Source organism: Streptomyces sp. 147326 (assembly GCF_045000215.1).
In the GTDB taxonomy this organism is placed as follows: domain Bacteria; phylum Actinomycetota; class Actinomycetes; order Streptomycetales; family Streptomycetaceae; genus Streptomyces.
The window spans coordinates 256,283-281,702 of the sequence record NZ_CP134201.1; the positions used below are offsets into that span (position 1 = coordinate 256,283).

Annotated in this window: 24 protein-coding genes and 1 pseudogene; 11 read left to right on the top strand and 14 right to left on the bottom strand. The window is 74.0% G+C overall.

Features of this window, described 5'->3' with window-relative positions; translation table 11 throughout:
- Positions 1–282: pseudogene (cynS, locus tag RIU97_RS01310) on the top strand (cyanase); the annotation flags it as partial.
- 203 nt (positions 283–485) lie between these two features.
- Here cynS and RIU97_RS01315 read toward each other — a convergent pair.
- A complete protein-coding gene (locus RIU97_RS01315; protein ID WP_404952856.1) occupies positions 486–896 on the bottom strand; it encodes a rodlin in 411 nt (136 codons plus the stop codon).
- Between the two features lie 79 nt (positions 897–975).
- The gene (locus RIU97_RS01320) at positions 976–1,737 is read right to left on the bottom strand and encodes a class I SAM-dependent methyltransferase (protein WP_404952857.1); all 762 of its coding nucleotides are present in this window, start codon (positions 1,735–1,737) and stop codon (positions 976–978) included.
- Positions 1,738–1,799: 62 nt separating this feature from the next.
- On the opposite strand from RIU97_RS01320, the gene RIU97_RS01325 reads away from it, so the two are divergent.
- Entirely contained in the window at positions 1,800–3,332 is a 1,533-nt protein-coding gene (locus RIU97_RS01325) for an AMP-binding protein (protein ID WP_404952858.1), read from the top strand.
- A gap of 31 nt (positions 3,333–3,363) precedes the next feature.
- On the opposite strand, the gene RIU97_RS01330 is transcribed toward RIU97_RS01325, so the two are convergent.
- The 4 genes from RIU97_RS01330 to RIU97_RS01345 form a co-directional block, all read right to left on the bottom strand.
- Positions 3,364–4,524, bottom strand: coding sequence for a serine hydrolase domain-containing protein (locus RIU97_RS01330; RefSeq protein ID WP_404952859.1), 1,161 nt, complete (start codon positions 4,522–4,524; stop codon positions 3,364–3,366).
- Positions 4,525–4,685: 161 nt separating this feature from the next.
- The gene (locus RIU97_RS01335; RefSeq protein WP_404952860.1) at positions 4,686–4,868 is read right to left on the bottom strand and encodes a hypothetical protein; all 183 of its coding nucleotides are present in this window, start codon (positions 4,866–4,868) and stop codon (positions 4,686–4,688) included.
- A 63-nt stretch (positions 4,869–4,931) separates the two neighbouring features.
- Positions 4,932–6,209 carry an RNA polymerase sigma factor gene (locus RIU97_RS01340; RefSeq protein WP_404952861.1) on the bottom strand — a complete coding sequence of 426 codons (1,278 nt, stop codon included), beginning with the start codon at positions 6,207–6,209 and terminating at the stop codon, positions 4,932–4,934.
- On the bottom strand, positions 6,206–6,622 hold the full coding sequence (locus RIU97_RS01345) for a YciI family protein (RefSeq protein WP_404952862.1): 417 nt from the start codon (positions 6,620–6,622) through the stop codon (positions 6,206–6,208). The genes RIU97_RS01340 and RIU97_RS01345 overlap by 4 nt, the downstream gene beginning before the upstream one ends.
- Positions 6,623–6,950: 328 nt before the next feature.
- Here RIU97_RS01345 and RIU97_RS01350 point away from each other — a divergent pair, with 328 nt between their 5' ends.
- Entirely contained in the window at positions 6,951–7,709 is a 759-nt protein-coding gene (locus RIU97_RS01350; protein WP_404952863.1) for a hypothetical protein, read from the top strand.
- Here RIU97_RS01350 and RIU97_RS01355 read toward each other — a convergent pair.
- On the bottom strand, positions 7,706–8,380 hold the full coding sequence (locus RIU97_RS01355) for a lysophospholipid acyltransferase family protein (protein ID WP_404952864.1): 675 nt from the start codon (positions 8,378–8,380) through the stop codon (positions 7,706–7,708). The genes RIU97_RS01350 and RIU97_RS01355 overlap by 4 nt on opposite strands.
- 221 nt (positions 8,381–8,601) lie before the next feature.
- Between RIU97_RS01355 and RIU97_RS01360 the strand changes: the two genes are divergently transcribed.
- Positions 8,602–11,202, top strand: coding sequence for a D-alanyl-D-alanine carboxypeptidase family protein (locus RIU97_RS01360; protein WP_404952865.1), 2,601 nt, complete (start codon positions 8,602–8,604; stop codon positions 11,200–11,202).
- 113 nt (positions 11,203–11,315) lie between these two features.
- Here the strand turns inward: RIU97_RS01360 and RIU97_RS01365 are convergent, their stop codons facing one another.
- Together RIU97_RS01365 and RIU97_RS01370 are read right to left on the bottom strand one after the other, a co-directional pair.
- Positions 11,316–12,122: a hypothetical protein gene (locus RIU97_RS01365; protein ID WP_404952866.1), complete on the bottom strand. Its 807-nt coding sequence runs from the start codon at positions 12,120–12,122 to the stop codon at positions 11,316–11,318.
- Complete coding sequence (locus tag RIU97_RS01370) at positions 12,122–13,399, bottom strand: VWA domain-containing protein (RefSeq protein ID WP_404952867.1); 1,278 nt, start codon at positions 13,397–13,399, stop codon at positions 12,122–12,124. The genes RIU97_RS01365 and RIU97_RS01370 overlap by 1 nt, the downstream gene beginning before the upstream one ends.
- A gap of 173 nt (positions 13,400–13,572) precedes the next feature.
- Between RIU97_RS01370 and RIU97_RS01375 the strand changes: the two genes are divergently transcribed.
- Positions 13,573–13,938 (top strand): DUF6204 family protein, encoded by a 366-nt coding sequence (locus RIU97_RS01375; RefSeq protein WP_404952868.1) that lies wholly within the window; start codon positions 13,573–13,575, stop codon positions 13,936–13,938.
- 33 nt (positions 13,939–13,971) lie between these two features.
- On the opposite strand, the gene RIU97_RS01380 is transcribed toward RIU97_RS01375, so the two are convergent.
- Both RIU97_RS01380 and RIU97_RS01385 read right to left on the bottom strand, forming a co-directional pair.
- Positions 13,972–15,627 carry an FAD-dependent monooxygenase gene (locus RIU97_RS01380; RefSeq protein WP_404952869.1) on the bottom strand — a complete coding sequence of 552 codons (1,656 nt, stop codon included), beginning with the start codon at positions 15,625–15,627 and terminating at the stop codon, positions 13,972–13,974.
- Between the two features lie 76 nt (positions 15,628–15,703).
- Positions 15,704–16,114 (bottom strand): organic hydroperoxide resistance protein, encoded by a 411-nt coding sequence (locus RIU97_RS01385; RefSeq protein ID WP_030770995.1) that lies wholly within the window; start codon positions 16,112–16,114, stop codon positions 15,704–15,706.
- Positions 16,115–16,241: 127 nt separating this feature from the next.
- Between RIU97_RS01385 and RIU97_RS01390 the strand changes: the two genes are divergently transcribed.
- The 3 genes from RIU97_RS01390 (at position 16,242) to RIU97_RS01400 (ending at position 19,827) form a co-directional block, all read left to right on the top strand.
- Positions 16,242–16,727 carry a MarR family transcriptional regulator gene (locus RIU97_RS01390; protein WP_319732452.1) on the top strand — a complete coding sequence of 162 codons (486 nt, stop codon included), beginning with the start codon at positions 16,242–16,244 and terminating at the stop codon, positions 16,725–16,727.
- A gap of 66 nt (positions 16,728–16,793) precedes the next feature.
- Entirely contained in the window at positions 16,794–17,828 is a 1,035-nt protein-coding gene (locus RIU97_RS01395; RefSeq protein WP_404952870.1) for a PHP domain-containing protein, read from the top strand.
- 190 nt (positions 17,829–18,018) lie between these two features.
- Positions 18,019–19,827 (top strand): Ig-like domain repeat protein, encoded by a 1,809-nt coding sequence (locus RIU97_RS01400; protein WP_404952871.1) that lies wholly within the window; start codon positions 18,019–18,021, stop codon positions 19,825–19,827.
- Positions 19,828–19,920: 93 nt separating this feature from the next.
- Here the strand turns inward: RIU97_RS01400 and RIU97_RS01405 are convergent, their stop codons facing one another.
- Together RIU97_RS01405 and RIU97_RS01410 are read right to left on the bottom strand one after the other, a co-directional pair.
- Entirely contained in the window at positions 19,921–20,544 is a 624-nt protein-coding gene (locus tag RIU97_RS01405; RefSeq protein WP_404952872.1) for an NAD(P)/FAD-dependent oxidoreductase, read from the bottom strand.
- Positions 20,545–20,585: 41 nt separating this feature from the next.
- Positions 20,586–21,479 (bottom strand): UbiA family prenyltransferase, encoded by an 894-nt coding sequence (locus RIU97_RS01410; protein ID WP_404952873.1) that lies wholly within the window; start codon positions 21,477–21,479, stop codon positions 20,586–20,588.
- A 76-nt stretch (positions 21,480–21,555) separates the two neighbouring features.
- Between RIU97_RS01410 and RIU97_RS01415 the strand changes: the two genes are divergently transcribed.
- The 3 genes from RIU97_RS01415 to RIU97_RS01425 all read left to right on the top strand — a co-directional run bounded on the left by RIU97_RS01415 (position 21,556) and on the right by RIU97_RS01425 (position 24,319).
- Positions 21,556–22,626 (top strand): type III polyketide synthase, encoded by a 1,071-nt coding sequence (locus RIU97_RS01415; protein WP_404952874.1) that lies wholly within the window; start codon positions 21,556–21,558, stop codon positions 22,624–22,626.
- A gap of 113 nt (positions 22,627–22,739) precedes the next feature.
- Positions 22,740–23,294 carry an isoprenylcysteine carboxyl methyltransferase family protein gene (locus tag RIU97_RS01420; RefSeq protein ID WP_404962722.1) on the top strand — a complete coding sequence of 185 codons (555 nt, stop codon included), beginning with the start codon at positions 22,740–22,742 and terminating at the stop codon, positions 23,292–23,294.
- Positions 23,291–24,319 carry an NAD(P)/FAD-dependent oxidoreductase gene (locus tag RIU97_RS01425; protein WP_404952876.1) on the top strand — a complete coding sequence of 343 codons (1,029 nt, stop codon included), beginning with the start codon at positions 23,291–23,293 and terminating at the stop codon, positions 24,317–24,319. Before RIU97_RS01420 ends, RIU97_RS01425 begins: the two co-directional genes overlap by 4 nt.
- Before the next feature lie 54 nt (positions 24,320–24,373).
- On the opposite strand, the gene RIU97_RS01430 is transcribed toward RIU97_RS01425, so the two are convergent.
- Positions 24,374–25,354, bottom strand: a complete 981-nt coding sequence (locus RIU97_RS01430) for a hypothetical protein (protein ID WP_404952877.1) — start codon at positions 25,352–25,354, stop codon at positions 24,374–24,376.
- Positions 25,355–25,420 lie beyond the last annotated feature (66 nt).

The window sequence follows — 25,420 nt, forward strand, 5'->3', positions numbered from 1 at the left end:
GTGCTCGGCCTCGACGGGGACGCGGCGCTGCTCCTGCAGACGATCCCGGCCCGCGGCCCGGTGACCGGTGGTGTCCCGGCCGATCCGACGATCTACCGCTTCCACGAGATGCTCCACGTGTACGGGACCACCCTGAAGGCCCTGGTCCACGAGCAGTTCGGCGACGGCATCATCAGCGCGATCAACTTCAGGCTGGACGTGAAGAAGGTCGCCGACCCCGAGGGCGGCGAGCGCGCCGTCATCACCCTGGACGGCAAGTACCTCCCGACGAAGCCCTTCTGACGAAGCCCTTCCGACACGCCGAAGAGCCTCCCGCCCGGTCGGGCGAGAGGCTCTTCGAGGTGCGGTTCGGTGCCCACGGTGACGGCCATCGGGCCGGCGCGCGCCGGTTGAACGGTGGATCCGCGGATCCGGGTGGAACAAGCCGGGGCCCCGTGGGCACTCGCGCAGGCGTCGGAGGCCCCGGCTCGCACAAGGGGACTGCGTCAGCTACCCGACGAGATGTTGCCCGACAGGACCGGGATGTTGTCCAGGATGTGCGAGAGCGTCTCGTCGCCCTTGGCCTGGGTGGAGTTCTCGGTGCACTGCTGGTTCTGCGGGTTCGACGCGATCGGGATGTCCTGGACACCGATGTTGACGAAGGCAAGGATCGACTGGGCGTTGAGCTTCGCCGGCAGGCCGATGCAGGGCTTGTTCAGGGTGCCCTGGACCACGCCGAGCTGCGGGCTCAGGTCACCGTGGGTCTTCTGGTTGCCGTAGATCTGCTGGGAACCGTTGCCGTTGACGGTGGTGACGCCCTGGTCGTTGCCGATGGCCATGGCCGGGGCGGCCATGGCGGCGCCTGCGCCGACGATGGACGCGGTGGCGGCGGCGGTGGCCACAATCTTCTTCAGCATCAGGGGTCCTTATGTCGCACGAGTGCATGGTGGGTGAGCGCCTTGATCAACGCACGGGGCGGCGACAGGTTCCGCCGCTTCACCCGATCGGCCGCTCCGGCACATCGGGGCCGCGTACGGCCAGACTCAGCTCGACGGCGTAGCGCTCCTCCACCCGGCCGTCCGGGAAACGGCGCATGAGGAGGGCGCGTTCGTCGGCGAGGAAGGCGTCCGTGCCGGGCTTGCCGACGAGGAAGAGGGAGTGCGTGGACAGCTTGGCCAGGTGGGTCTCGACGGGGACGCGGCGCGACCACGTCAGGTGGCGGACGGCGAAGCTCAGCCCCTCCTGCGAGCGGGCGCGCTCGTTGATGTACCAGCCCGGGCCGAACCGCTCTTCGATGCGCGCCTGCTGATCCGCGATCCATCCGACGGTGACGTCCGGGTCGTTCTGCCAGACCGCCAGCGCCCCGCCGGGGCGCAGCACGCGCAGCGCCTCCGGGACGGAACGGGCCGGGTCGGTCCAGTGCCAGGACTGTGCGTACGTCAGCAGGTCCAGGCAGCCGGAGGCCAGCGGCAACCGGTTGCCGTCGCCGCGGACGAGCGGCGTACGGGGGTTGCGGCGCCGGAACTCGGCGGCCATGCCCTCGCCCGGCTCCACCCCGATCACGCGGGCCCCGCGCGCCTCCAGCAGGGCGGTGGCGATCCCCGTACCCGCCCCGACGTCGGCGGCCCGGGCGCCGGCCAGCGGAAAGCCGGCCAGTTCCGCCAGCGTGTCGAAGAGCTCGGGCGGATACGAGGGGCGATGGTCTGCGTAGCGCGCGGCCGCGGCGCTGAATGAACGAGCACGGGATTCGGTCGTCATGCCGTCCATGATGCCGGTGGCCCCGGGTGCTGTGGAGCGGGGCACGAGAGGCGGGTCGGCGCGTGGTGGCGGCACGGTATGTCACGGAGCTGGTCGGGGCGTTGGAGCGGTACGCGGGGCGGCCCGCGCTCGGGACCGGCCCGGTCGTCCTGGAATTCCAGGAGGTGCTGGACGCCGCCGGCCGGCTGGCCGTGGTGCTCTCCGAGGAGGGGATCGGGCGCGGCTCGGGGCTGGCCTGTGTGGCGGGCACGAACCGGCCGGAGGTGCTGCTCGTACGGATCGCCGCGCACCTGCTGGGCGCGCGGCTGACCCAGGTGCTCGCCGGACCGGCCCTGTACGGGCTGGACTTCATCCTGCGGGACTGCCGGCCGGACCTGGTGGTGCACGATGTCGCGGTGCCCGGGACCGGGGCTCCGCGGCTCGCCCTGGACGAGGTGCTCCGGCGGGCCGCCCACCGCGAGGCCGCAGAGGTGTCCGTAGGGGCGCGGGAGGACGACGTGGCGCGGGTGACGTACACCGGCGGGACCACGGGGCGGCCCAAGGGGGTGGCCTCCACCTTCGGCGCGATGGCCGCGCGGAACGCCGTACACGCCGAGGGCTGGGCGGAGTCGGTGTATCTGTCGGTCACGTCGCTCGCGCAGCGGTCGGGCGGACGGTGCCTGGAGCAGCTGCGGGCCGGGGGGCGGGTGGAGATCCTCGACCCCTTCGGCACCCGGGAGTTCGCGGCCGCCTGTCTGCGGCTGGGGCCGGTGTCCACGTACCTGACGACCTCGATGGTGTACCGGCTGCTGGCCGACCCGGTGACGGCCCACGGGATGCCCGGGCTGGAGAGCGTCTCGTACGGCGATTCGCCCGTCCACCCCGAACGGCTGCGGGAGGCGGTGACCCGCTGGGGCGGCCGGTGGCAGCAGGGGTACGGCATGAACGAGGCGGCGGTGATCTGCCGCCTCTCCCCCGCCGACCACGAGGCGGCGGTGGCCGGGCGGCCCGAGCTGCTCGCGTCGGTCGGACGGCCGGTCGCGGGGGTGGAGGTCGAGGTACGGGACGAGCGGGGCGCGGCGTCGGCGGCCGGAGACACCGGCGAGGTGTGGATGCGGTCGGCGGCGATGATGGCCGGGTACTGGGGCCGGCCCGGGCTGACGGCCGGGGTGCTGCGGGAGGGATGGCTGCGGACGGGGGACCTGGGACACCTCGGCGAGGACGGCTACCTGTACCTCGACGACCGGGTCAAGGACGTGGTGATGGTCGACGGGGACAACGTGTACTGCGTGCCGGTCGAGGCGGCGCTCGCCCGGCATCCCGCCGTGGCGCAGGCCGTGGTGGTGGGCCGGCACAGCGAGCTCACCGGCGAGGAGGTGTGCGCCTTCCTGGTGCCGGCGGCCGGGTGTTCCACCGGGGCGGAGGCGGCCGCCGAAGCCTGTGACCTGGTGGAGAAGGAGCTGTCCCCGGCACACCGGCCCACCGCGGTGTTCTGGGAACGGACGATCCCGCTGACCGCGCGGGGCAAGCCGGACAAGCGCCGACTGCGGGAGCGCGCCGCCGCGGCCGCGATCGCCGAGGAGGACGACGGCGGCGACGGTCGTGGAGAGGTGTAGCGGACGGGCGTAGCCGGCGGGCAGGGGCCTCTCAGTGCCGGGTGGCGGCGTAGGTCCAGAAGTCCCGCATCACCTGGGGCGGGGTGGGTCCGGTCAGTTCCCGCTGGGTCAGGAGGACGGTGACCGTCCCGGTGGCGGGGACCACGTGGGCGGCGGTGCCGGTGCCGCCGATCCAGCCGTACCGGCCCGGGACGTTCCACGGGTCGAGGCGGGCCACGTCGACCGAACCGCCGAATCCCCAGCCCTGGCCCTCCAGGAACAGGGCGGCCTCCTCGCGCTGTCGCGCGGTGAGGTGATCGGTGGTCATCTGCCGTACGGACTCCGTCGAGAGCAGCCGCCCGCCCTCGTACGCGCCCTCCGCGAGCAGCATCCGGCCGAAGGCGTGCACGTCGTCGACGGTGGAGACCAGCCCGCCGCCGCCGGACGGGAACGGGGGGAGGCTGCTCCACTGGCCGTCGGGCGCGTCGACCAGCTCCAGGGCTCCGCCGTCGGGGTCGGCGCGGTAGGAGCTGGTCAACCGGTGGCGCTGCGCCGGCGGCACGGCGAAGGCGGTGTCGCGCATCCCCAGCGGTGCGAAGACGCGCTCGGCCAGGAACTCCTCGAAGGGCTGTCCGCTCGCGCGGGCGACGAGCACCCCGAGGATGTCGGAGCAGGTGTTGTAGAGCCACGCCTCTCCCGGCTGGTGCAGGAGCGGGATGCGCGCCAGGATCGCCGTCCACTCGTCCGGCGCCGCGACCTGCCCGGGGTGCGGCGGCCCCTGCTTGAGCTCGCTGAACAGCGGGGCCACGGCGGGCAGCGAGAAGTCGGCGGGGAAGCCGTAACCGGCGCGGAAGGTGAGGAGGTCGGCGACGGTGAGGGGGCGGTCGGCGGGAACCACGTCGTCGACGGGTGAGGACGGGGTACGGACGACCATCGGCGCCGCGAGCTCCGGCAGCCAGCGTGCCACGGGGGCGTCGAGGCCGAGCGGACCCTCCTCGATCAGCATCATGGTCGCCGCTGCGGTCACCAGTTTGGTGACCGAGGCGATCCGAAAGAGGGAGTCGCGGGCCATGGGGGCGGTGCCGGAGGTGTCGAGGGAGCCGGCGGCCGCGAACTCGACGTCCTCTCCGCGGGCCACCAGGCCCACGGCGCCGGGCAGCGATCCGTCACCGACATGGGTCTCCAGGAGGCTGCGCAGGTCGCTCACGCTCATGGTCCACCTTCTCGTACGTGCGGATGCTCGTAGGGAGGACTGCCGCCGGGCCGCGCACTCATCGGTGCGGCACGCACCGGTCCGGCACGCACCGGTCCGGCACGCATCGGTCCGGCACGCATCGGTCGGACGCGACCGCGGTCACTAGCGAACCACCATCGCTAGGCGGCCGGAACCACCGAGGCCCTTATGGCCGCGGCCCACTCCTGCAGCAGGGTGGCGTGCCGGATCCGCTCCGCGTCGCAGAGGCGGCCCTCGGCGCGGGCGAAGAGGCAGCGGATGTCGGCGTTGATCGCGGCGAGGGAACGTTCGGCCGCGGAGTGGTCGTCAGGGGTCGGGCTCACGTGATCAAGAGTAATCGGGGGGTGGGACAGCCATGGACCATGTCCGCAATGCGGACGCCCCGCTCATTCCGCGATCCGGGCGGCCCGGGACCGGAGGTAGCGGCGCTCCGGGAGGCTGAGGGTGAGTCCTGCGGCCTTCGCGTAGGCAGCGCGCGCCGCGGCCCGGTCGCCCGCCATCTCCAGCAGGTGGGCCCGTACGGCTTCGAGGCGGTGGTGGCCCGCGAGGCGGTTGTCCTCGTCCAGCGCGGCGAGCAGTGCGAGGGCCTCCCGCGGCCCGTGCACCATGGCCACCGCGACGGCGTGGCCCAGGCGTTCCACGGGGCCGGGGACGAGTCGCATCAGCACCTCGTACAGGGCGAGGATCTCCGCCCAGTCGGTGTCCGCGTCGCTCGCCGCCTCGTCGTGGACGGCCGCGATCGCGGCGCGCAGCTGGTACGGCCCGAGCGGGGTGCGGGTGAGGGCGTCGCTGACCAGGGCGACCCCCTCGGTGACGGCGGCGCGGTCCCACCGGGAGCGGTCCTGCTCGGCGAGGGGGATCAGGCTGCCGTCGGGGTCGGTACGGGCGGCTCGGCGGGCGTCGGTGAGCAGCATGAGGGCGAGCAGTCCGGCCACCTCGCCGTCGTCCGGCAGCTGCGCGTGGACGGCGCGCGTGAGGCGGATGGCCTCGGCGGCGAGGTCGGCGCGCTGCAGATCGCGGCCCGAGGTGGCGGTGTAGCCCTCGTTGAAGATCAGGTAGAGCACGTGGAGCACGTCGGCGAGCCGCTCGGCGTGGTCCGGGTCGAGGTCCCGCCCCCGGTCCCGTCCGTCGTGCGGGATGCCGAACGGCGCCTCCGAGGCCTTGATGCGCCGCTTCGCCCGGCTGATCCGCTGCCCCATCGTGGTCTCGGGCACCAGGAAGGCGCGGGCGATCTCGGCGGTGGTGAGGCCGCCGACGGCACGCAGGGTGAGGGCGATCCGTGCTTCGGGGGACAGCTCCGCGTGGCAGCAGAGGAAGAGCAGTGCGAGGGTGTCGTCCTCGCCCGGGGCGCGGCTCTCCCCCGGTGGAGGCTCGACGAACGCGTCACGCGGGGTCAGCGCGGCGGCGGTCTCCTCGCGGCGCCTGCGCGCGTCCTCGCTGCGCAGCTGGTCCGTGAGGCGGCGGGAAGCCACGCGGATCAGCCAGCCGCGCGGGTTGTCCGGGCGGCCTTCCTCCGGCCACTGCCGGGCGGCGGCGAGCAGGGCCTCCTGTACGGCGTCCTCGGCGGTGTCGAAGTTGCCGTAGCGGCGGACGAGCGCGCCGAGGACCTGCGGCGCCAGCCGGCGCAGCAGGTCCTCGTTCACGGGGGTGGATTCCGTCTTCACATCTCGGTTCCCGAGGCGGCGTCGACGGGTTGGACCACGACCGGGTAGTTCGGCGCGCCCTCGGGGGCCGGGCAGGCGTACGCGCGGGCCGCGATCTCGGCGGCCCGGGCGAAATCGGGGACGTCGACGATCCAGTAGCCGGCGAGCACCTCCTTGGCCTCTCCGTAAGGTCCGTCGGAGATCACGGGGGCACCGTCGGCGCCGACGGTCACCAGGCGGGCCTGGCGGGGTTCGGTAAGGCCCTGTCCGTCGACCCACTCGCCCGACTCGACGAGCTCGGCGTTCAGGGCGCCCATGTGTTCGTACATCGCCTTCAGCTCCGTCTCGGACCATGCCGGGCCGCCGCTGTTCGCCTTGCCGTACATGGCGTCGTAGTCGGCCTGCTTCCCGAGGACCATCAGCATGTACTTCATGGGGTGCCACTCCTTCTGTTCTACTCACGGGCTCCGGGATCGGGAGCCTCTCGCACGGGACGTCGGAGCCGTCCTTCCCATTTCGACACGTCGGCCGGTGCCGCGCGATACGGCTGTGTCCTGCCGCGGGACACGGCCGGGGGCTGCCCTTCAACGCCCTCACGCTCGGCTCCGGCACCCAGCGCACCGACGCGCACCGCTTCTGCTGCCGCGAGCGGCTGGCCGTGACCGAACCGTCGCCGCCCCGAGGCCCGATCGGGCTCGTCGGCCGGTCACGTGGTTGCTAGGTTCCTGCGGAAGCCGACCGACCCTGGGGGGAACCGATCTCATGCCCGCAACCCGAGGCCCCCGCAGGGGCCTGTACGCCGCGGCCGTGGCCGCCGTCCTGCTGGCGGGTTCCACGGGGTGCGGGGACAAGGGCGCCGAGGACCCGGCGGCGGCCCCGGTCCCGGCCTCCGCCCAGGTGTCGTCGTCCGCTTCCGCGTCGGAGCCGGCCGCCGCCGCATCCTCCTCGGCCCCTGCCTCCGCGCCCGTTTCGGCCTCTCCTTCCGGTTCCTCCGCGCCCGTTTCGGCCTCTCCTTCCGGTTCCTCCGCGCCACCGGCCGCACCCACGACCCGGGCGGCGACACCACCCCCGGCGCCGACCCGGCTGACCGTCGCGGTCGACACCCGGGGCGGCCGGCTCGCCCTCGTACGCGGGGGCGTCGCGCAGGAGTTCACCGTGACCCTGCGGAACGGGAACTCCGCCGAGTACCGGCATCTGCTGGTCGCCTTCCAGATGGAGTCCCTGGTCGGCGAACCCGGCGACCGGCCGGGCAGCGGGCCGGGTTTCCTGCTGGAACGTTTCGACCAGGCCTCGGGCACGTGGCGCCCGGCCGAGTTCCGCATCGCCAACGACGTCAAGCCGCTGTCCCTGTTCACGGGCGGCGGCCCGCTCGCCCTCGAGGCCGTGCGCGTAGAGCGCTACCGGCTGCGCGCGACCGCCGGCGGCCCGACGGGCAGCAGCCCGGTGGTGGTGTCCTTCATCGACACGGACGCCGACCGGGAGGCCGCCGCCCATGCCGTCCTCGGGCACGCCACCCGTTAGGCCGTCTCCTTCGGATCGCCCGAGCACGCCTCCCCTGCTGCGAGCGCGGCGGTCCGCCAGGCGGCCGTGACGGCCCGTCGGGCCCGGTCCGTCGCCTCCGGCACCCGGTCGGGGAGGTGCAGCGGCGAGCCGATGTGAACGTGCAGGCAGGGCCTGCGCAGCGGGGCGGTGACCACTCCGGCGAGCTGCTTGGCGCTGCTGCCGGAGCACAGGCGGCGGGCGCCCGCCTGGCCGACGGGAACGACGGGAGCTCCCGTCGCGGCGGCGAGCCGGGCCAGGCCGCTGCGGAAGGGGCCGGGTGCCGCCTCCCCCGCGTCGTGGCGCGACGGCAGGCCGCCTTCGCCGTAGAGCAGCACGCTGCGGCCCGAGGCGAGGGCGACGGCGGCGGCGTCCAGGGAGTCGGCGGCGCGGGCGGTGCCGCGGTGGACGGCGATGTGCCCCTCGCGCCGGAGCGCGGAGCCGAGCAGGGGTACGCGCCACAGGCCGCCGGTGGCCAGGATCACCGGCTCGATCCCGTACCGGCGCAGCGCGGCGACCACGACGGCCGGATCGGCGAGGGAGGTGTGGTTGGCGACGAGGATGCTGGGGGCGGCGGGCCGCGCGCCCGGGTCGGCGGTGACGGTCAGCCTTCCGAAGGCGGGGACGAGGGCGGCGGCGATTCGGCTGAGCATGGACGGCCCCGTTCGAGTGCGGCGGTGGTGGTGCGGTCCATGGTCGACGGGCGGGGAGGCACGGTCATGAGTAGGCGTACTCAATCGAATGTGACCGAACTGTCACAGGATCAAGCACACGGAACGAGCGGGGCCGCGACGGACATCTACCGGTGCGGCGGGGCTCCTCGGGGCCCCGCCGCACAGTGTCGGAACGGTGTGAGCAGCAAGGCGGGGCTGGGATGAAGGCGGTAACGGTGGCGGGCGGTTCCTCGGACGACCCGGAGATCGAACAGGGGACCACCGTCCCGGAGACGGAGCCCCATGTCGCCCCCGACAGCAGGGGCCACGACCAGGCACAGGCCAACACCCCCCGGCCCAGGGCAGACGGCCCCGAGGGAAAACCGGAGCGGGGCAAGGCAGGGGCTGCGGCGGAAGCCGGGGCTGGGGCCGAAGTCGGGGGCACGCCCCGGGGCGACGCCGAAGCCGAGGTCGGGGCGGTGGGCGAACCCGCCCAGGAAGGCGCGGCTGCACCTGAGGCCGACGCCGAGGTGGAGGGTGAAGACGACCCCGTAGCCGACGTCACGGCCGAGGCCGACGGCGAGGCGAAGGTCGACGCCGCGGGCGAAACCGAAACCGGGCCCGCAACCCAGGCGGCACCCGAGGCCGCGGCCAAGGTCAACACTGAAGCTGTGGTTGAGCCTCAGGCCGACGCCGAGGCCGAATCGGCGGCCGAGGATGCCGACGAAGCCGCCGGGCCCGCAACCCAGGCGGCCCCCGAGGCCGACGCCGAAGCCGGGGCGGAGCCTGCCGCTGAGGTCGCACCGGAGGGCAAGCCTGCGGCCGGGCCCGGGGCCCAGGCGGAACCCGAAGCCGACGCGGTGGTCGAACCCGTGACCAGGGCCGAGGCCGAACCCGTGGCCGTGGCCGAGGCCGAACCCGTGGCCGTGGCCGTGGCCGGGGCCGACGCCGAAGGCGGGGCGGAGCGTCAGGCCGAGGCCGAGGCGGCGGGCGAAGCCGCGGCTGAGCCCGGAACCACGGCGGCACCCGAGGCCAAAGCCGACTCCGAAGCCGTGCCGGAGCCGCAGGCCGAACCCGAGGCCGAGGCAGTCGGCGAAGCCGCAACCGGGCCCACCACCAAGGCGGCACCCGCAGCCCACGCCGAGGCCGACACCGAAGGCGGGGCGGAGGCCGAGGCCGAACCGGAGGGTGAAGCTGGCCGCGGAGCCGTGGCTGGGACCGGCGCCCCGGCTGCTGCCGCCGAGGCCGACGTTGCGGCCGGGCCCGGGGCCAAGGCCGAAGGCGGGGCTGGGGCGGAGGCGACGCAGGTCATCGTCGCGCCCAGGCCGCGGCGGGTCCCGTCGGGCGGGGAGGGGGGCGCCTCTCCGAGGGTGCCCGCTTGGGCGCGGGCGAAGGCGGACGCGGAGCGGACGAGCGAGTTCGTGGCGCTCAAGGACCTCGACGTCCCCCCGCCCGCCGCGCCGGAGGCGAAGCCGGCGCCGCGGGTCCAGCCCCGGCCGCCGGGGGCAACCGCGCAGCCGCTGCCCGCGCTCGATCTGCTCGCCGAGCTCACCAACACCCCTCCCCCGCCGGAGACCCCCCGCCGGACCGCCCTGCGCCGCGTCAAGGTGTGGACGCCCATCCTGCTGGTCCTCGCCGGCGCCTACGTCGGCGCCCAGATGCTGCGCCCCCTGCCCGCCCCGCAGATGGTCGCCGCCGAAACCGACCGCACCGTCGACGGGCAGTTCTCCATACCCTGGCCCGCCAAGGGCCAGGGGGCCGTTCGCGTCTCCGGCTCCGGCGACCTCGGCACCTTCGGCGAGCAGAAGCCCGTCCCGACGGCCAGCGTCGCCAAGGTGATGACGGCCTACGTGATCCTCAAGGGCCACCCGCTGCGCAAGACCGACCCCGGTCCCGACATCACGGTCGACCAGAAGACCGTGGCGGACGGCACCTCCGAGCACGAGTCCCGGATCTCGGGACTCACCGTCGGCCAGAAGTTCAGCCAGCAGGACATGCTCAAGATGCTGATGATCCCCTCGGGCAACAACGTGGCCCGGCTGCTGGCCCGTTGGGACACCGGCAGCAGCTCGGAAACCGCGTTCGTCGAGAAGATGAACGCCGCCGCCCGGGAGCTCGGGATGAACAGCACCACGTACACGGACCCCAGCGGTCTGGACGCGGGCACCGTCAGCACCGCCACGGACCAGCTCAAGCTCGCCGAGGCCGTCATGAAGGACGAGACGTTCCGCGCGATCGTCGCCCTGCCCAGCGCCACCATCAAGGGGCTGCCCCAGCCGCTCACCAACAACAACGTCCTGCTCACGGAGCAGAGCCTGAGCGTCCGGGGCATCAAGACCGGCTCCAGCACGCCCGCCGGCGGGGCCCTGATGTGGGCGGCGTACAAGTCGGTCGGCGACAAGGACCAGCTGATCCTCGGCACGTTGATGGACCAGCGCGTGGACGGCCCGGACCCCGACGCCACGAACAGCCTGGCTCTGGTGCAGGCGAACAGCAAGAAGATCATCGAGGCGGTACGGGGGGCCCTGGCGTCGGCCCCGGTCATCCGCAAGGGCCAGCCGGTGGGGTACCTGGACGACGGTCTCGGCGGCCGCATGCCGCTCGTGGCCACCAAGGACCTGAACGTGGTCGGCGTACCGGGCCAGCAGCTGAAGCTGTCGCTCGTCGCCGGGGCCTCGCCGCTGCCGCACACCGCGAAGGCCGGCGCCGAGGTCGCCGTACTGACCGTCGGTGAGGGCGAAGGGGCCAAGAGCGTTCCGGTGGCGGTTCAGAAGGACCTGGCCGAGCCGTCGTTCGGCACCCGCATGAGCCGCCTCGGCTAGAACGGCCGCCCGGGGCGGAGGCGGTCGCGGCCCCATGGCCGCGACCGCCTCCGCCGTTCAGGACCCTTCAGGCCTGCTGAAGCAGGTCAGGCAGGTCAGGCAGGTCAGACAGGTCAGGCACCGTGCGGCACCCGGGACGGACGGCCCGAGCCGCGCGTCAGGGAGTACCCGAAGATGCCCGCGGCAGCTCCGAGCAACCCGCCCATCGCGGTCCAGATCCAGCGGTCCGACCACCAGCCGCCGGACCAGCCGTCCTCCGGCTCGCGCAGGGACGCGGTCACGGTGCCCGCGACCAGGGGCGTGGAGAGGGCGCCGTCCACCGCGTGGGCGCCGCCGGTCTCCTTCACGTCGGCCTCGACGGCCGTGCGCACCGGCAGGCCCAGGTCCTCCTCCGGCAGGCCCACGACCGTCAGGCGGACGTAGTAGCTGCCCGGCAACGGGTCGTTGGCCCACGGCTCGGCGCCGGACCGGACGGTACGCAGGGTGCAGGACAGTTCGACGGTGGCGGCTTCCTTCGCCGCGGTCGCGCTCTGCGTGCCGTACATGCACGCCTGCCGGCGGCGCAGTCCGTCGTACACGTCGAGCTGCCAGGTCGAGGCTCCGTGCCGGGTCGCCGCTTCGGGCAGCGTGACGGCGGCCTTCACGGTGACGCGCTGCTGCGCGTCGAGCGGCAGCACCCAGTAGAGGTAGTCGCCGGTGGACGCGCCGGCCGTGGCCTTCTGGCCCGGCCGGAACGCCGCGGCGGTACGGAAGCTGGTGCCCGCCTCGGTCGGGGCGGAGTCGGCCGTGCCCTTGGCCGGGGTGGCGGTGGGGCTCGCCGAGGGCGTGTCCGCGACCGCCGTGCCCACGGCCGTACCCGCCACCGCGAGGGCGGCGGCTCCGGCGAGCAGGGCGGCGGTCAGTGTGCGTACGGTACGCATCAGTTGGTCCTCCAGACGGAGATGCGCCAGCGCGAGATCCAGCCCCACACCAGACCGGCCAGCAGTCCGGCGAGCGTCAGCACGGCCAGCAGCCACCAGCCGCGGCCGAGGCCGAACGCGGCCACGTCGGAGGCCCCGTCGGGTCCGTCCACCAGGTCGATGGTCAGCTCGACGGGCATGCCCGGGGTGGTCTTGACGGATGCGGGAGCGGAGAAGGAGTTGCTGACCTGGATGCAGACGGTCTCCGCCGCGGGCTTCGCGTCCCCGTCCCCGTCGTCGATCTCGGCCTTCGGGTACCGCAGGCCGGTCGAGAGGACGTCGGTGCGGCCGTCGCCCGCCTCCGAGCCGCGCACGATCTCGCGCCCGTGGACGGTCGTGGCGCGCAGCAGGACTCCGTAGTCCTTGTTGACGGCCCGGTCGGCGCCGATGCTCACCGAGGCGCGCAGTTCCTGGCCCGGGAGGACGTCCACCCGGTACCAGCGGTGCTCGCCGAAGGTCTCGCGGTCGCTGTAGAGGCCGGCCTTCAGCTGCGGGGCGCCCTGGCACTGCTTGGCGCCCTCGGTCGCGACCGGGTTGACGACCGGGTCCGCGGCCCGGTCGACCAGTTGGCGCACTCTGCTGGAGAGTTCCGCCTTGTGCTGCACCGAGGTGTAGGTACCGCCGGTGGCCTCGGCGATGCAGGTCAGCTGGGCCCGCGTCTTGGCGTCGGGCACCAGGCCGAGGGTGTCGATGACCAGGTGGATGCCCTTCGCGGCGATGTCGCGCGCCACTTCACAGGGGTCGAGCGGGGCGCAGGTGTCCTCGCCGTCGGTGATGAGCACGATCCGCTTGGTGGCGTTGCCGCCCTCGAGGTCCTGGGCCGCGCCCTGGAGGGCCGGTCCGATCGGCGTCCAGCCGGTGGGGGCGAGGGTCGCCACGGCGGTCTTCGCCTCGGTCCGGTCGAGCGGCCCGACCGGGTAGAGCTGCTTGGTGTCCTTGCAGCCGAGCGCCCTGTCCTCGCCGGGGTAGGTCGCGCCCAGGGTCCGTATGCCGAGTTGCACCTCGGCGGGTACGGCGTCGATGACCTCGTTGAAGGCCTGCTTCGCCGCGGCCATCCGGGACTGGCCGTCGATGTCGGTCGCCCGCATGGAGCCGCTGACGTCGAGGACGAGGTCGACCTTGGGGGGTTCCTTCGCCGTCGGTCCGTCTGCGGCGGTGGCGCTCGCCGGGAAGAGCCCGACGGCCAGGGCGGCGAGCAGGCCGCACGCCCCGGCCGCCAGCCGTTTTCTAGTGATCATCGCCGGATCGTATTGAGGATCGTCCGGCAATCCAAAACCGGGTCCCTGCCGTGGCTTTCAGGGTGTGCGCGGCCTTCCGCCGGGCGTCCCGGCGGCGGACCGGGCCGACGGACGGGGGCGGACCGGCGGATATCCGGGTGCATGGGGCGCGGTGCCCGATCTACTCTGCCGGGATGAGTACCCGTACCTTCCGCATCACCATCCGCGGCTCGTTCGACGGTCTGACCGACGACCAGCGGGCCGAGCTGCTCGCGGCCGCGCCCGAGCACGACATGCTGCGCGCCGAGTTCACCGCCGAGGGGCACCTCACGTACGACCTCGCGGCCCGTCCCTTCTTCACCTTCCGCTTCCTCGAATCGGGCGAGACCGAGGAGGACATCCTCGATGCGACGGCCCGTGCGGAGCTGGCGGCTGAGGGCTGGCTGACCGAGCGCGGGTACGGCTTCAAGCAGTTGAAGTCGCAGGCCCAGGACCTGTCGCAGGCTCCGCTGGGCAAGCGCGGGCGCCGTGAGGCGGCCCGCGCCGACGGCCGGGCCTGACCGCGGCCCGCCGACCGCGCCTCGCCTCGTCTGTCAGGCCTCGCCGTTGGTGGCGAAGACGGCCCCGAGGTGTGCGGCCAGCGACTGCGGGGCGGGCGGGGTGAGGCGGGCGCCCAGGTAGCCGTCCGGGCGGATCACGAAGGCCGTCGGCCGGTCGGCCGCGTAGAGGCGGGCGAACTCGCCGCGGCCGTCGCGGTAGACCGGCAGCGGGGTCGCGCCGGCCTGGCCGTCGGGCTGGGCATCGGGCGGGTCATCGGCGGGGAGCACCACGCAGACCTCCATGCGCCCGCCGGAGGACTCCCCCGCCGTCCGCGCGAGTTCGCCGAGGCCGGGTCCGGTCCCGTACAGCAGCAGGAGGTGCTCGCGCTCCCGCAGGAGGTCGTACAGCCGCAGCGGGTAGGCGGCGATGTGCCCGGTGAGCCCGCCGCAGTCCGGCGCCCGGTCGCCGGGGCGGGGCCCGTGGCCCTCCCCGGGCGGGTCGACGACCGGGCTTCCCCGGTAGCCGACGAGGAGTTGGGCCTCGCGCAGCATCAGGGTCTCCGGGTCGTCCGGGTCGGACTCGATTCCCTGGACGGCGTGGCGCACGGTGCGGCCTACGACTTCCTCGCCGATGGGCCGGCGCTCGGCGTCGTAGCTGGCGAGGAGTCCGGGGCGGGCCGCGTCCCGGACCGCGAGGGCGAGTTTCCAGGCCAGGTTCCAGGCGTCCTGGATCCCCGTGTTCATGCCCTGGGCGCCGGTCGGCGGGTGGATGTGCGCCGCGTCCCCGGCGACGAAGACCCGGCCGTCCCCGTACCGGTCCACGATCCGGTGGCTGATGCGGAACACCGAGGACCAGCGGATGTCGGAGGCGGTGGTCGGCTGCGGTGAGAGCCGGTCCAGGACGGCCTGGATGTCCGCCAGTCCGGGGGCCCGGCTGCTCTGCAGACCGTGGGCGATGCCGTCGGAGGCGGCCTCGGCCTGCCGGGCGGTGGAGAGTTCGGGCGGCACCATCATGGACATCCGGTACCGGCCCGGGCCGGGCAGCGGGATGCACACCAGCAAGTCGTCGACGGCGCCGTCGCCATCCCGGTGCACGGAGCGCACGCCGTAGCCGTGCGGCACGTCCCAGTCGACCCGCACGTCGGCGAGCATGTACTCCTCGGGGAAGGCGCCGCCCTCGTAGCTGAGCCCGAGCCCCTTGCGGACGATGCTGTGCGCGCCGTCGCAGCCCACCAGGAACCGGGTCCGCACTTCTTCCTCGGCGCCGGAAGGGGTGTGCAGCCGGGAGGTCACCCCGTCGGCGTCCTGCCTGAACGACACCAGCTCGGTGCCGCGTTCGACCGTGGTCCCGAAGCGGACCAGGAACTCGTCGATGATGCGCTCGGTCTCGTACTGCGGCAGCGCCGCGAACCCGTAGGGCACTTCGGGCGGCAGGACGAGGTCGAGGCGCGGCTGCTCGATGCCGTTGACGTACATGCACTGTCCGCGCATCGGGACGGCCGCCTCGAGGGCCGCGCGGACCAGCCCCATGCGGTCCCAGAGCTCCAGGGTGCGCGGCTGGATGCCCACGGCCTTCGCGAACGGCAGCCGGGCCGGCAGCCGGTCGACGATCCGGCAGGAGACTCCGCGCCTGCGGAGCTCGGCGGCGGCGGTCAGCCCGACCGGGCCGGCGCCGACGACCAGGACGTCCGTTGCATACGTGCGCGCCACTGGCACCTCCCGGCGTGCGGCCCCCCTCAGGGTCGTTGCCCCTCTATGGTCGCCGCGCGCCGGGTGTCCGGCATCTTTACTCGATCACGAGGTCGACGTCGATGTTGCCGCGGGTGGCCCGGGAGTACGGGCAGACCTCGTGGGCCTGCTTCACGAGCAGGGCGCCCGTCTCGCCGGCCAGGGACTCGGGGAGCTCGACGCGCAGGGTGACGCCCAGGCCGAAGCCGGCGCCGTCCTTGCCGATGGAGACCTCCGCGGTGACGGAGACCTCGCTGGTGTCGGCCTTGGCCTGGCGGCCGACGAGGCCGAGCGCGCTGGCGAAGCAGGCGGCGTAGCCGGCCGCGAAGAGCTGCTCGGGGTTGGTGCCCTGCCCGTTGCCGCCGAGCGCCGGGGGCATGGCGAGGGCGAGGTCGATCTGGCCGTCGGAGCTGACGGTGCGGCCCTCGCGGCCGTTGGCGGTGGCGACAGCGGTGTAGAGCGCGTCCATGAGAGTTCCTCTCGCAGAAATGAACCGTGGCGGCGGCCGGTGGTCGGCCGCGCTCCACCAGTAGAGCACGCAATTCAGTTGTGCGCAATTAAATGCCTCGCAAGCTCACTCCGGGTACACTGCCGTCATGACCGAGCAGCCGACCGCGACCCACCCCGACCAGGACTTCCTGCGCCTGGACGGCCAGATCTGCTTCGCGCTGAACGCCGCGAGCCGCGCGTTCGGCGGCCTCTACCGCGTCGTCCTCAAGGACCTGGGGCTCACCTACCCCCAGTACCTGGTGATGCTGGTGCTCTGGGAGCACGGCGAGCTGCCGGTCAAGGAGATCGGGCAGCACCTCCGGCTGGATTCGGGCACGCTGTCCCCGCTGCTCAAGCGGCTGGAGACGGCCGGGCTGGTCCGCCGCGAACGCAGCACCGAGGACGAGCGCTCCGTCCACGCCCACCTGACCGAGGAGGGCGCCGCGCTGCGCGTCCGCGCCGCGGAGGTGCCGCGGCGGATCGCGGCCGCGACCGGCTTCGAGCTCGCCGAGGTCCTCGACCTCCAGACCCGTCTGAACCGCCTGACCGCCGCGCTCGACGCGGCCGTGCCGCGGGAGGCCGGAGAGGCGTAGGCCCCGCCCGCCCCGGACACTGGTCCGGAAAGCGGGAAGCGGGAGGCCGAAGTCGGGAGGCACTCGATGGAACCGGTGGCGGCGCTGGACCGGATCGCCTTCCTGCTGGAGCGCGCACAGGCCCCCACCTACCGGGTACGGGCCTTCCGCACGGCGTCCGCGGCCCTCACGCGGATGGGCGGGCGGGAGGTGGCCGAGCGGGCCGCGGCGGGCACCCTGGAAGCCGTCAAGGGCATCGGCCCCAAGACGGCCCAGGTCGTACGGGAAGCCCTCGACGGGACGGTGCCGGCTTATCTGCGGACCCTGGAAGACGAGGCCGCCGCCCTCCCCGAGGGGCCCCCGGCCACCCCTGCGGCCACCGCACTGCGGGCGGCCCTGCGCGGGGACTGCCACATGCACTCGGACTGGTCGGACGGCGGCAGCCCGATCGAGGCGATGGGCCGGGCGGCGGCCTCGCTGGGCCACGACTGGGCCGTACTGACCGACCACTCGCCGCGGCTGACCGTCGCACGGGGGCTCTCCCCGGAGCGGCTGCGCGAGCAGCTGGCGGTGGTGGCCGAGCTCAACGACACGTGGGCGCCCTTCCGGCTGCTCACCGGAATCGAGTGCGACATCCTCGACGACGGGGCGCTGGACCAGGAACCGGAGCTGCTGGAACGGCTCGACCTCGTCGTCGGCTCGGTGCACTCGAAACTGCGGATGGACGCTCCCGCGATGACCCGGCGGCTCCTGGCGGCCGTGCGCAATCCACTGATGGACGTACTGGGCCACTGCACGGGGCGGCTGGTCACCGGCCGCACCCGGCCGGAGTCGCAGTTCGACGCCGAGACCGTCTTCGCGGCCTGCGCGGAGTCCGGTACCGCCGTGGAGATCAACAGCCGGCCCGAGCGCCTGGACCCGCCGCGGCGGCTGCTGCGCCTGGCCGTGGCGGCCGGCACCTTCTTCGCGATCGACACGGACGCCCACGCACCGGGCCAGCTGGACTGGCAGGTGCTCGGCTGCGAACGAGCCGTTGAATGCGGTGTCCCGGTCGAGCGGATCATCAACACCTGGACCGCGGACCAGCTCCTGACCTGGACCGACACCCGACGCGCCGGGTGAGGTCCGCACGGCGGATTCCGCCAGGGCCGGGCGGGTGGCGTGCGGGGCGACGCCTTTGCCGAAGGCCCGGGGCGACGGTGCATGGGATGTATATCTGATCATCATTTGCTCTGATGTGTCGGGTTCTGTTCGCGGTAGGGGCGCGCCCGGTGCTGTCGGTGTCGCCGTTCCCGTGGAAGGAACCTTCGGTATGGGGCCTGTCGTTGTGCGTCGTGAACGTGTACGAGGGGGTGGGCGGCGGGCGTACCGGTACGCGGGGCGGTCGCTGTCGTCCCTCGCGGTGGCGGCTCTGGCGGTGGTCGCCCTACCGGCCGGCGAGGCGGTGGCGGTGCCGCCGGGCACGTACGCGTTCGTCGTCAACAACGGCGGGACCGGTTCGCTGTCGGTGATCGACACCGCCACCAACACCGTCACCGCCACCATCGGCGTCACGGCCGGCCCGCGCGACGTGGCGGTCTCCCCGGACGGCACCCACGCCTACCTCGCCCACGACAATTTCGGCTCCGACGGAGTCTCGGTGATCGACACCGCGACCCACGCCGTCACCGCCACGATCGACACCGGACAGATCTCCCCGGTGGGAGTGGCCGTCTCCCCGGACGGCGCTCAGGTCTACACCGCCAACCAGCTCGCGTCGTCCGTATCGGTGATCGACACCGCGACCAACACCGTCACGGACACCATCGGCGTCGGCGCCGGCCCGCGCGCGGTCGCGTTCTCCCCGGACGGCACCCACGCGTACACCGTCAACGCGGGCATCAACGCCTCCACCGTGTCGGTGATCGACACCGCGGCCAAGACGGTCACCGCCACGATCGACGTCGGCGCGGGCCCGTTGGGGCTGGCGGTCTCACCGGACGGCAGCCGCGTCTACACCGCCAACGCCGACGGCGATTCGGTGTCGGTGATCAACGCCGTGAGCAACACCGTCACCGGCACGATCGACGTCGGCGAGGAACCGTACGGGGTGGCGGTCTCTCCGGACGGCACGCGTGCCTACACCGCCAACGGCAGCCTCGCCTCCTCCTCGGTGTCGGTGATCGACACCGTGTCCGGCACCGTCACCGACACGATCCCCGTCGGCCAGAGCCCTCGCGACGTGGCGCTCTCCCCGGACGGGGCCCACGCCTACACCACCAACGGCAACGTGAATTCCGTATCGGTGATCGACACCGTGACCAAGACCGTCACCGCCACGGTCGGCGTCGGCAGCCTCCCGCTCGCGGCGACGGTGGCCAGGGTGAAGCCGGCGTCGGGGACGACACTGGTCTCCTCGGTCAATCCGTCGGTCGCCGGTCAGAACGTGACGTTCACGGCCACCGTGACCGGCGGATCCGGCACCCCGACGGGAACCGTCACCTTCAAGGACGGCGCGACCGTCCTGGGCGCCTCCGCCCTGGACGGTTCCGGCCAAGCCGCGTTCACCACCTCCACCCTGAGCGTGGGCACGCACCCCGTCACCGCCCTCTACGGCGGCAGCACCACCTACCTCCCCAGCGCCTCCCCCGTGGTCAACCAGGCCGTCCAGGCCCTGACGTGCTCCAACGCCACGCCCACGATCAGCGGCACCCAGGGCAACGACGGCCTGACCGGCACGCCGGGCGACGACGTGATCTTCGCCCTCGGCGGGAACGACCTCGTCGACGGCCGCGGCGGGAACGACCTGATCTGCGGGGGCGCCGGCAACGACAGCCTGACGGGCGGCGAAGGCGACGACACGCTCGACGGCGCCGCCGGGAACGACAACCTGAACGGCGGCGAAGGGAACGACACACTCGATGCCGGCCCCGGCAACGACAACGTGGTCGGCGGCGACGGCAACGACGAGCTGACCGGCGGCGAAGGGAACGACGCGCTCCGCGGCGGCGCGGGTGACGACACCCTGACCGGCGGCCCGGGCAACGACGCGCTCGACGGCGGCGCGGGCACCAACCTCCTGGACGGCGGCCCCGGCAACGACGCCTGCGCCCACCCCGGAAACGGACCCGGCTGCCCGTAACCACCGGCAGGCCGACCCCGGCGAGAACGCGCTCGCCGGGGTCGCCACCGACACGGCCGGCCCCCGCCGCCGCCCCCGCCTCGGCCGGTGTCCTCACACGAGCAGCGCCTCGACGCTCTCGGGCGCGAAGAAGTCCGCGGGCGAGGTGACTCCCGCGGCGACCCGTGCGAAGCCGTCCATGGCCGGGCCGCTGCGCGACACGGCGCCGAGCACCTGGAGCATCTGCGGTGGGGGCGGGTCCAGCGTGGCGAGCTCGGTGGTGAACTCGTACATCGGCAGGACCTGACCGTCCCGGCCCTCCTGGTAGTCCTTCATGGCCGCGTCGAAGGTCCGTTCGCCGGTGAACGTCCGGTCGAGCGCCCGCACGCACAGTTCCGCGTCGCGGAAGGCGTCCTGGATGCCCTGGGCCGTGATGAAGTCCTTCAGGTACCCGGCGTCGCCGACGAGCGCCCAGCCCGGTCCGTACGGCCGGCGCAGGAAGTTCGGAACGGCCGCGCCGACGAGACGCTCCACGCGGCGGGCCGACGCGACCCGGTCGGCGAAGGACGGAACCAGGCCCAGAGTGGCCAGATGGTGCGCGGCCAGGGCGAGCCGCTCGAGATCCTCGGGATCGAGCGGGCGCCGGCGGTCGGCCTCCGAGAGGATCACGAACACGTCCCCCCACGCGTGGCGCGCCAGTGCTGCTCCGGCGGACCGCTGCGCTGCGGCTGGCTCCATGGCCCCATTCTCCCCGAGGTGCCGCCGGAAGAGCGGCAGGCTCAGGGGCGGAGCTCGACCAGCAGCAGGACCACATCGGCCGCGGCCACCGCCATCGTGGTCAGGAACGGGAGCCTCCCGGCGGGCCGGCGGGCCGCGAGGAGCAGGGCCGCCGCCGTCGCGGCCAGCAGCGCCCAGCCGTACGCCGTCACCCGCCCCGGCGGTCCGGCGACCAGGGCCGCGGTCGAGCCGAGGACGAGCAGGGCGGCTGCCGCGGCGGAGCGCCGTACGCCGATCCGCTGGGGCAGTCCCATGACCCCGGTGGCCAGGTCGCCCTCGATGTCGGGCAGCACATTGGCGAAGTGCGCGCCCGCCCCGAGCAGGGCCGCGGCGGCCGTGAGCCAGGGCGGTGGCCAGGGCGTGCCGGGCAGCCCGAGGGTGACGAAGGCGGGCAGCAGGCCGAAGGCGAGGGCGTATGGGGCCCAGGAGGCGGCCGTGCGCTTCAGCCGGAGGTTGTAGCCCCAGGCGGCCGCGACGCCGACGAGGTGCACGGCGCCGGCGAGCAGGCCGCCGGCCAGCGACAGCGGAACGCAGAGCAGCAGCGCGACGGCTGCCGCCCGGGTCACGGCGGCGGCCGACACCGTACCGGCGACCAGGGGTTTGTCCCGTCGGCCGGTGGCCAGGTCACGGCGCAGGTCGGCCCGGTCGTTGCACCAGCCCACCGACAGCTGTCCGGCGGCCACCGCGCCCACGGTGGCGGCCGCCCCCGGCAGGCTGCGGCCCGCGGCGGCCGCCAGGGCGGCGCTGAAGAGGGTCACGGCGGTCGCGGGCAGCGGGTGGCATGCCGCGAACAGGCCGGTCACCGTACTTCCGGACCCGGCCGGGCGGCGGGTCCCGGGTGGCGCCGGCTCGGTGGGGGCGGTCGTCTCGGGGGTCTGCGGGGTTCGCGCGGGCACGGCGACACGCTATGCGGCGCCGCGCCCGGTTCGCCTCATTCATAACGATGTGTCAGTTGTTTCCTATGGTGAATCAATGACACGTGTTCTGGCAGTGCGCAGCGTGTTCCCACCCCATCTCCACCACCAGGCCGAGATCACGGAGGCGCTCGCCCGCTTCATGCCGCCCGGCTCCGATACCGCCCTGCTGCGCCGGGTCCACGCCTCGGTGCGCGTGGAGCGCCGCCATCTCGCGCTCCCGCTGGAGCGTTACGGGCCGGCGAACGACTTCGGCACGACGAACGCCCTGTTCGTCGAGACGGCCCTGGAACTCGGCGCCCGCGCCCTCGAACTGGCCCTCGCCGATGCCGGCCTGGCGGCACACGAGCTCGATCTGGTCATGTCGACCACGGTGACCGGGCTCGCGACGCCCTCTCTGGAGGCCCGCCTCGCCACCCGCGCCGGGCTCCGGCCCGACGTGCGGCGGGTGCCGCTCTTCGGCCTCGGCTGCGCGGCCGGCGCCGCCGGGGTCGGTCATCTCCACGACCATCTGACGGGCCGCTCCGGGCACGCGGCCCTGCTGCTGTCCACCGAGCTGTGTTCGCTCACCCTCCAGTCCACGGAAACCTCGATGGCGAACCTGGTGGCCGGAGCCCTCTTCGGCGACGGCGCGGGCGCCCTGCTGGCGGTGGGCCGCGGCCATCCCCTGCACACCACCGGTGCCGGGCCCGAGGTGGTGGCCGCCCGCAGCCGGCTCTATCCGGGCACCGAGCACCTCCTCGGCTGGGACATCGGCCACTGGGGTATGCGCATGGTGCTCGGCCGCGAACTCCCCGACCTGGTCAGGCTGCACGTGGCCGAGGAGGTCGAGACCTTCCTCGCCGCCCACGACCTGAAGCCCGCGGACGTCGACGCGTGGATCTGCCATCCCGGCGGCCCGAAGATCCTCGACACGCTCTCGGACGCGCTCGCCCTGCCGGAACAGGCCTTCGCCGCGAGCCGGCGTTCCCTGGCGGCCGTGGGCAACCTCTCCTCCGCCTCGGTCCTGCACATCCTGGACGGCGTCCAGAGCGCGGGGCCGCCACCGCCCGGTTCGGTCGGGCTGATGCTCGGCTTCGGTCCGGGCTTCGCCTCCGAACTCGTCCTCCTCCGCTGGGGACCCCGATGAACGCGATGGACTCCATGCCCCTCATGCCCTCCATGACCTCCGTGGCCCTCCCGGCCGACGTGACCCTCCCGACCGGGGTGACCCTCCCGGGCTCCTTGGCCGTGCCTGCCTCCCTGGTCCCGTACCTCCTGCTCATCGGCCTCGTCGTCGTCGAGCGCCTGGCCGAGCTGATCACGGCCCGCCGCCACACCGCCTGGAGCCTGGCCCGGGGCGGCCGCGAGTACGGCCGCGGCCACTACCCGGCCATGGTCGCCCTGCACACCGCGCTGCTGGTCGGCTGCGTGGTGGAACCCTGGGCGGCCGGCCGGCCGTTCGTCCCCCTGCTCGGCTGGTCGGCCCTCGCCGTCGTCGTGGCCGCCCAAGGCCTGCGCTGGTGGTGCATCGCCACCCTCGGACGGCGCTGGAACACCCGGGTGCTCGTCGTCCCCGGTCTGCCGCTCGTGGAGGCGGGGCCGTACCGGCTGCTGCGCCATCCCAACTACGTGGCGGTGGTCGCGGAAGGGGTCGCGCTGCCGCTGGTGCACACGGCCTGGCTGACCGCGCTGGGCTTCACCGTGCTCAACCTGCTCCTGCTGCGCGTCCGGATCGGCTGTGAGGACGCCGCCCTGACGGACGGCGGCCGGCTGCGGGCGCCCGCCTCCGTCCCGTCCGCGGGGGCCGCCCCGTGATCGACCTGCTGATCGCGGGCGGCGGTCCGGCCGGGCTGGCCACCGCCATCCACGGCGCCCTCGCCGGCCTGGAGGTGGTGGTCGTGGAGCCGAGGCCCACGCCCATCGACAAGGCCTGTGGGGAGGGCCTGATGCCCGGCGCCGTACGCCGGCTGCTGGAGCTGGGCGTCCCCGTGGCCGGGCAGCCGTTCCGCGGCATCCGCTACGTCGACGGCGTGAACGGCCGGCACGCGGAGGGGCTCTTCCGGTCCGGCCCGGGCCTCGGCGCCCGGCGGACGGTGCTGCAGGCCGCCCTGGCCGAACGCGCCGCGCAGCTCGGCGTACGGGTGGTCCGGCAGCGCGTCGACCAGGTGCACCAGGACGTCCACCAGGTCAGCGCGGCAGGGCTCACCGCCCGCTACCTCGTGGCCGCCGACGGCCTGCACTCCCCCGTCCGGCGCGGGCTCGGCCTGTCGGCGCCGGCCGCGCCCCGCAGGCCGGCCCGCTACGGGCTGCGCCGCCACTACGAGGTCGCCCCGTGGAGCGACCTCGTCGAGGTGCACTGGTCGGCGCGGTGCGAGGCGTACGTCACCCCGCTGGGGCCCGACCGGGTGGGCGTGGCCGTACTGACCGCCGAGCAGGCCCCGTTCGACGTACAGCTCGCCCGCTTCCCGCTGCTGGCGGAGCGGCTGGGCGCGGGCGCCGCCGGTACGCCGGTGCGCGGGGCCGGGCCCCTGCGCCAGGGGGCCCGCGTACGGGTGGCGGGTCGCGTCCTGTTCGTGGGGGACGCGGCGGGGTACGTGGACGCGCTGACCGGCGAGGGCCTGACCCTGGCCGTGACGGCGGCAGGTGAGCTGGTGCGCTGCGTACGGGCGGGCCGGCCGCAGGCGTACGAGCAGGCTTGGCGTGACCTGTCGCGCAGCTACCGGACCCTCACCGCGTCCTTGCTCTGGGCCCGTCACCAGCCGCGGCTCGCACCGCGGATCGTTCCGCTGGCCGCCCGGCTGCCGCGGGTGTTCACGGGGGCGGTGAACCTGCTCGCATGACACGGCACCCCGCGACGGGGCGCGGGGTGCCGGTCGGGCGGAGGGGGCCGCGGGTCAGGCCGAGTTCTCCTGACGGTTCCTCAGGGCCAGTCCGGCGAGGACCGCGCCGGCCGCCGCGCACAGCACGACGGTGACGCCCGCCCACGCCAGGGTGCCACCCACGGCGCCGGTCAGCGGGTCGAAGCCCGCCGATCCGCCGAGCACGTGCAGGGCCACGACTCCGGTGCCCGTGACCGCGCCGGCCCGCCACACCCCGGGGGTGTCCCGGAGCGCCACGAGGGCGCCGATTCCCAGGCAGAGCACCGTGACGAGGAGGGGCAGGAAGTCGGCGGGGGCCGCGGACGGCAGGGCCGTCAGGTCGGCCGGCAGGTGCAGGGCGCCACTGACCAGCAGGGCGAGCGCCACCGGCCAGCGCAGCACGTGCCGCAGCGCCGGGGAGCCGGCCGGTCCGTCGACGGGGGCGGTGCGCCGGCGCGGCCCCTGGTGCCGCTCCTGGTACGGCGCGTCGTACGGCTCCCTGTACGGCAGCTCGTACGGCTCCTCGAACCGCTCGTCGTACGGCTCGTCCTCGGGCTCGTGGTGGCGCTCCCCGTCGTCCGGCTCGGGGGCCCCGGGAGGACCGGCGCGGCGCTGCCGGCCGGCCGTGCCGGGCTCGTCCTTCCCGAGGATGGTGACCAGCAGGGCCACGTCCTCGATGGACCGCCCGACGGCGGCGGCGCGCAGCGTGATGTCCGCTTCGACCCCCTCGTGCGGGGGCTCGCCCAGGAGGGCGACCATCCGTCGTACGTCCTGTACGGGCCGGGTCACGGCGGCCGTGCGCAGCGCCTCGTGTCCGGCATCGGGCAGCCGGCCGCCTTCCTTGAGGAGGCTCACCAGGGCGGTGACCTCCTCGAGGGGATGGCAGGTGGCCGCCGTGTCCAGCAGGGTCCGCATGCGCTGTGTGTTCGGCGCGTCCGGCGCGTCCGGTGCGGTGGAGGCGGGGGTCCCGCGGCGGTCTTCGTGTGGCGTCGTCGCGAGGGTGATGGGGTCATTCATGGAAAGCTCCGTTCGCCGACGCGCGGGTCTGCACATCGCGCGCCGGTCATCGTGCGTCATGGGAAG